Genomic DNA, 6,958 nt, shown 5'->3' with positions numbered 1-6,958 from the left:
TGTGCTGCTGTATGCATTCTTTAAATACAGGGAGGCTCTCTCCGCTGTCATGTAATCGGACAAATCCTTAAGAATTCCCATGGACTCAAGGGCAGGCGTCATGACGTTCTCACAGATGATCAGATCAGGGAGGTTATTCTGATCCTTATCAATGCACAGCTGCTTTTGATAGCCGGACTGAGAGACATACTGGATCCTGACCTCCGGATTCCCCGGCAGTTCAGAATATTCATCCACAAGCGCCTTTAAATAATCGCCGCTTTTATCCTCCTCGCTGACAGCCATGACCACAAGCCGGTCTCTTTTTTCCTCCTCAGCCACCACCTCATTGGATTCTCTGTAATATTTTAAAATTACGCTGATCAATAAAAAGGAAACCAGCAGCCATAAACAGATCAGAAGTTTTTGTACGGTCCTGTTCATATCTTAAAATACCTTTCTATAATCTGAGGGCGATACTCCCATAATGGAACGAAATACCTTATTAAAATACTTCGTATCCTTATACCCTACCATTTCAGCTACCTCATGGATCTTATAATTGCCGGTTGCCAGAAGCTTTTTTGCAATGCTGACACGGAATTCCCCTAAAAAGGTGCAAAAGTTGATCCCCATTTCCCTGGTAAACAGCTTGCTTAAATATTCCGGTGTGATCCCCACCAGATCAGCCGCATCGGAAAGTGAAACATCCTTATCATAATTCTGCCTTATGAATTCGATCACATTTAAGATCATGCCATTGCCGGTCAGGGCATCCTTTTCCCTGTCATCTGCAAGCATGTCAATCACTTTCCAGTAATTGTTCAGAAATATCTCCCTGATCCCGGTTTTCATCATATCGTTTAACAGGTATTGGTAGAGGGCCTCAATGTCTTTGTTTTTCATTAAATCCCTTGCGGTATTTAAGGCGGCCATAACAAAACGGACGGTATGGTTTTTGATCACCTTAGGCTCTTCCCTGCTTTGAATGACCATCTCCTCAAATTTCCTGGCGTTTCTTCTGATTCCCTCCTTGTTTCCATTTCTTATGTCCCTTTTCATTCCGCGCTCCAAATATTCCGGATATTCCACCCTTTCAAAGGACAGATTTTCAACCAGCTCTCTGTCAATGACGCACTGGTCCTGAAATACAAAGGTATAGGAAAGATATTCCTGCATCTGCTTTAAAGTATCTTTAAGACTGGAGAGACTAGAAAGTTCCCCGTAGCTGATGAGAAATTCTCCCTTCTCCTTCAGCTCCTTCAGTATCTGGGTTTTAAATATGGCCTTTAAATACTTAACGTTCTGGCCGTCTGAAATCATGACAAGGATCTGTTTTTCATAGGGAAGCTTAAAGATGAAAAAGCCGGTCAGGCAGATTGCATCAAGGCTGTCTTTAAGGACTTCCGTCATCTGGTTCGTGGTATCCTCCAGAATGCTTTCCGACTGGATCAGAAACATGGAAATGGCCTGGTCCTTTTGTTTTCGTATCTTTTCAGCAAATTGCTTTTGAACCGCTTCCTGATCGCTTCCGTCTCCCGTAAGGATGGAAAACAGCAGCTGTTCCGCAGAAACCTGCTCCACCTTGTTCTTTGATAACTTTTTTTCCACGGTCCCAAGGACCTCTATGATGTCCTCCACATCAAGAGGTTTCAGCAAATATTCGGTTACGGATAACTGTATGGCGCGCTGGGCGTATTCAAACTCCGAATACCCGGTCAGAAGGACTGCCGCCGTCATAATTCCTGCTTCCCTGATCTTGTGGATCATGGCAAGTCCATCCATCTTTGGCATGTTGATATCCGTTATAACCACATCCGGATGCAAAGATAACACTTTTTCAAGTCCTGCCTCTCCATCGCTTTCCCCTGCGACCACTTCATGTGACGTATACTTTTCAATGATTTTTATGATCCCGTTCCTTGTGTTTGGCTCGTCTTCCACAATTACCACTCTCATGCCCAAGTATCGTTCCCCCTGTCTATTCTTCAAACAAAATCTCAGCCGTTATTCTGGTTCCCCTGTCATTAGATTCAATAAAGAAATGCCCTTCTTCTCCATAATAGTATTTGATCCTCATAATCACATTCCGTACCCCCATGCTCCCCTCAATGGTGCCGCTTGAATAATCATAGTGATTCAGTTCCCTGACCAGTTCCCCATCCATGCCTTTTCCATTGTCCTCCACTTGAACCACCAGATGCTTATCTCCCTTTTTTCTGATGGAAACCGTGAGCATATCCTGTCCCGTATCGCCTGGAAAGCCATGGATAATGGCATTCTCAATGAGAGGCTGGAACAGCAGCTTGTGCATTTTTAGATCCAGGACTTCCTCATCCACATCCATAATACAGTGAAAGGAAAAGGAAAACCTTTGCTGCTGGAGAAAAATATACTGCTTTAAATATTCCAGCTCACTTCTCACACTTACCACACCATTGCTTTTATGTACGCTGTAACGCAGGATGGATCCAAGATTTTTAAGCATTTTACTGATTAAAAACTGTTCGTTTTCTATGGCCATCCAGTTGATGGCATCCAGGGTATTATAAAGAAAATGAGGGTTGATCTGGGCCTCCAAAGCCTTTAATTCCGCATTTTTTTCACGGAGAAGGGCTTCCTTTTCTATCTTTCCGGACTGGTCGATCTTTTGTACCATGTGATTGAAATGCCTTGCAATCTTTCCAAACTCATCCCGCCAGGTGTGCTCGATCTGCACCGTATAATCCCCCTTATAGGCTCTGTCCATGGCAGAGGTGATCTTTTCAACACAGACCTGCAAGGAACCAGCAAACTGGATCATAATAAGAATGCTGGTAATGATAATCAATATCGTAAGCAGAATGATCACCTCAAAGATATATTTAAAATCCTTTAAAGGCTCTCTGTAATCCCGGAGGCTGACCAGCACAAACTGGTTTTTTAACACAGGCTTTGTGTAAATGCTGTAATATCCGTTATTCATGATCTGATGGGATTCCACCGCCTGCCTGATCTTTAACTCCGGCTGGGAAAACAGCTCCTCTGTGCTGTCCTCCCATTCTTCAAAAATGCCTGTCCCAATTAAATCCGCCCTGGTACTGGAAAGGATGCTTCCATTGGCATCGCAAAGAAAGGATACATTGATTTCACTTTCGTTTTCCTGGGAATAGGTTTCCCGGATATTGGTTTCGTCAAGGCAGATCAGAATGCTTCCTACCGTTCCCTGTCTGTAATTATTAATATCCGCAATCCGGTGGACCAGATAGATGATATTTCTTTTTGTCCCGTTTGCCTCCTCCCGGTTAATGACATTGGAATAAACGGTCTGGGTGTTATGAAAGGTCTCATCGGTCACAGCCAGCCAGCTTTTATCCTTTTCCGGAAAGCAATAGCTGTCCATGGTGCTGTTGGTAATGGAATCATACAGAATGCATTCCTTCTTCTGTGTCACCACCGCAATCCCCAATATTTCCGGATGAAGATAGGAGATATTCTCCAGATCTTCTTCCAGCTGCTTCTTTAACAGATAGTAATTCCTGGAATCCCATACATTCAGCTTTTCTAACTTTAGGGCATATTCATTTTCCGTATAAATAGACATGATGATGCTGTCATATTCGGAAAAGAAATCTTCCAGCCCCTTCTGGGAGAGCTTCATATTGCTTTCCACCAGAATATCCATCTGCTTTTTTATGGTGTTGGCGGCAATGATACAGGTTATGATTTCAATTACCATGACAGGGACGATCGAGACAAAAAGCAGGATGATCAATGTCTTTTTGGCAATCCCCCATCCTCTGTATCTGTTTACCAAATATTTGATCAAGCCATGTTCCCCCTTTGTTAAATTCTTCCAATTCTCTTCTTTTTTTGTATTATATCATAATTTATAAATTAGGATAAGATTTTCAGTCGGTCCGGAACAAAAAGAAGGCCTCAGCAAAAATGCTGAAGCCTTCCGTATTATAGTCTTTTAAAATGTCAGGTTAATGCTAAGGCGGTTACAGATTTAAAACGATGCCCTTCTTCTTCAATTTCATTGATCAGGACCTTTACCCCAAATGCCTCTTCCATATGTTCTTTCGATACCACATCATCCACTTTGCCAAATATACTTTTTCCGCTGCGGTTCAAAATCAGCGCCTTATCGGATATCTTTAGCGCGTGTGCCGGGTAGTGGGTATTAAAAATACAGGATATGTTCTTTTCATCCGCCAGGCGGCGGATCGTATCCAGAATAATCAGCTGGTTTCTAAAGTCTAAATTGCTCTCCGGCTCGTCAAGCACCAGTATCCGGGGTTTTGCAGTCAGGGCCCTGGCAATTAAAACCATCTGAAGCTCTCCGCCGCTGATCCGGCTCACCAGCTTTCCTCTCAAATAATCAATTCCAACACTCCGGATCGCCTCATCGGCAATTTCCACATCCGCCTTTTTCGGACGGCTGAAATTTCCGATATGGGCACTGCGTCCCAGTAAAACCATCTCTTCTACCGTATAAGAAAAAAGGGAGGCTTTCGCCTGGGGAACGTAGGCGATCGTCTGCCAGACATCCTTTACAGGCATTTCCGCCAGGCATGTTCCATCCAGATAGCTTCCGCCTGATTTCCATTTCAGCAGTCCCATCATATTGCGAAGCAGCGTGGTTTTACCTACGCCGTTTGGTCCCAGGATTGCCAGTACTTCTCCATCCTGAAGCCGGAATGTGATTTCTTTTAAAATTTCTTCCCCTGCCTTGTATCCAAAGCATCCTTCCTTTACTTCAAAAATCACAGCCATCCTCCTCCTGTCTTTCTCAGCAATAGAATAAATACCGGGGCTCCGATCACTGCGGTTAAGATCGACAGGGGAATTTCAGCAGTCGTTGCAGCCCTGGCAGTCGTATCCATGACCAGCATAAATACTGCCCCAGACTGATGCTGGCTGGAATGACCCGTTCGTTATTACTTCCAAATAACATCCGGACACCATGGGGAATTAACAGCCCCACCCACTCGATCCGGCCGCACATGGAGGCACAGGAGGCCGTGATCAATGCTGCTGCCAGAATAATGAGAATGCGAAGCTTTTTTAAGTCAATTCCCATGGACCTTGCTTCATCCTCAGACATAGACAGGATATTCAGCCGCCAGCGCAGCAGATAGATCAACACAATTCCCACACAGATCAGGGGACCGCCGATGGCCAGACTCTTGTAGGTAATTCCGGCCATGCTTCCTAACAGCCAATAGGTAATGGTCGGCAGCTGAGACTCCGGATCAGCCACATATTTAACCAGCGATACCAGGGAAGTAAAAAGAGAAGAAACCGCGATTCCCGCCAGAATGATCATAAACGTGGAAGACTGACCCTTAACCTTACTAATGGAATAAGTAAGCATAATCGCAATCAGGCCAAATACCAGGGCCACCAGCTGAACCCATAAAAGACTGTTAGAGAATAAAAGGGCCAGTGCCGCACCGAAACATGCTCCCTGTGCCACTCCCAGAGTATCCGGAGTCGCCAGCGCATTGGAAAATAAGGGCTGAAAAGCCGCTCCCGAGACAGCCAGCCCTGCTCCGCAAAGAACTGCCAGTATGATTCTTGGCAGCCGGATATTGAATACAACACTGTATGCCTGGGGTTCGATGGCATCTTTTCCGGAAACCGCATAGGTATAAAGCAGTTTACAGATGTCAGCCAGATTAAAAGAATAGCGTCCGATGCCCAGACAGATCAATGCCGTTAATACCGGAGCCAGGATCAGTAAGATCCTGGTTCCGGTTCCATATCGTTTCATCAACATGGTTATACTCCGTCTGCCGCTTCACGGGGAGGATTGTATATGCCTTCCACCTCTTCATCCGTCAGCTCCACATGATAAAACTTCAGATAAAAGTCTTTAATTGTCTGGTTCAAATCAATATCTGCAAAAACTTCCGGGTGATTTTTCTGGGCCATCCAATAAAGGCAAAGAGAAGAATCGGAAGACGGCGGGAACCAGCGGTACATTCCCAGAGGGAATTTGTAGACCTTATGTTCCCGTACAGCTTTAACCGGACTCCAGTCAAATCCTTCAATGCTGTTGTCATAGAAATCCTGTGGCAGGTATGGACTGAAGTTTGTTACATAGATAATATCCGGATCCCACTCATAGATCTGTTCCATGGTCAGATCCACGCCTGACCCCGGAATATCCTTTGATACGCTGACGGCTCCGGTTGCATCGCACCAGTACTGTCCGAAGAACTGGTTGCCGGAAGTCTGGAATACCCCGTCTTTATAATGATAGATAATCATCACGTTCGGTTTATCTTCCTCTTTTACAGCCTTTAAGCGTTTCTCGATATCAGCGGCCACTTCACGTCCGTAATCCGTAATACCGGCTACTTTATCCGGTTCATCAAATATTTCTCCCAACAGTTCGACCCATTGATTCACTGTTTCCACCGTGTTAAACCCGGCAATGGAAGTGCTGAAGCCAACCACCGGTATACCGGTCTTTAACAGCACCTCCCTTTCTTTTGCATTGTTGGCGTTGCAAAAGATCACATCAGGCTTCAGCTTAATGAGTTCTTCCACATTGACCTCGCCGCCCTGAATAAAGGAAGTATCCACATCCTTTAATTCCGGGGCCACCTTCATCAACAGAGAATATTCTGCCGCACTTTTAGAAGCCGGATGCATGCCCACAAGTTTTGCGCCTGACCCCTGGTACAATACATAAACTGACGGCAGCGGCCATAAGGAAGCAATCGCCACACGCTCAATATTAACCGGAATGACCACCTCATTGCCGCCCTGGTCAATGATCGTCTTGGTCTCGCCGGCTGCCGGTGCGGGTCCTTCCTCTTTCCCGGCCTCCGGTTTGTCTTCCGCCGATGCCGCTTCTGTACCGGCTGTTGTGGCCGGAGCCTCCGTAGAAGCCGTCTTGGCCGTACAGCCGGATAATACAGCCAAGCACAGGGCCATGCTCAATACTCGCGTTACTGTTTTTTTCATCTTTTCAGTTCTCCCTTCT

General features: G+C 45.4%; 5 protein-coding genes and 1 pseudogene. All 6 read right to left on the bottom strand.

Annotation, left to right across the window (positions count from 1 at the left end; all coding sequences use genetic code 11):
- Nucleotides 1–423, bottom strand: a 423-nt coding sequence (locus RT269_RS18730) for a hypothetical protein (RefSeq protein WP_313184855.1), incomplete at its 3' end; no start/stop codon positions are given.
- Nucleotides 424–426: 3 nt separating this feature from the next.
- Nucleotides 427–1,938, bottom strand: coding sequence for a response regulator transcription factor (locus RT269_RS18725; RefSeq protein ID WP_313184853.1), 1,512 nt, complete (start codon nt 1,936–1,938; stop codon nt 427–429).
- A gap of 22 nt (nt 1,939–1,960) precedes the next feature.
- Entirely contained in the window at nt 1,961–3,787 is a 1,827-nt protein-coding gene (locus RT269_RS18720; RefSeq protein ID WP_313184852.1) for a sensor histidine kinase, read from the bottom strand.
- 155 nt (nt 3,788–3,942) lie between these two features.
- Nucleotides 3,943–4,731, bottom strand: coding sequence for an ABC transporter ATP-binding protein (locus RT269_RS18715; RefSeq protein WP_313184850.1), 789 nt, complete (start codon nt 4,729–4,731; stop codon nt 3,943–3,945).
- Nucleotides 4,728–5,737, bottom strand: a pseudogene (locus RT269_RS18710) (FecCD family ABC transporter permease). The gene RT269_RS18715 and the pseudogene RT269_RS18710 overlap by 4 nt, the downstream one beginning before the upstream one ends.
- An 8-nt stretch (nt 5,738–5,745) precedes the next feature.
- Complete coding sequence (locus RT269_RS18705) at nt 5,746–6,939, bottom strand: ABC transporter substrate-binding protein (protein ID WP_313184849.1); 1,194 nt, start codon at nt 6,937–6,939, stop codon at nt 5,746–5,748.
- Nucleotides 6,940–6,958: the final 19 nt, after the last annotated feature.

Origin of the sequence: Lacrimispora sp., from assembly GCF_032078915.1 — a bacterium.
Classification (GTDB): Bacteria; Bacillota; Clostridia; order Lachnospirales; family Lachnospiraceae; genus Lacrimispora.
This window is presented reverse-complemented; position numbering and strand designations above follow the sequence as displayed.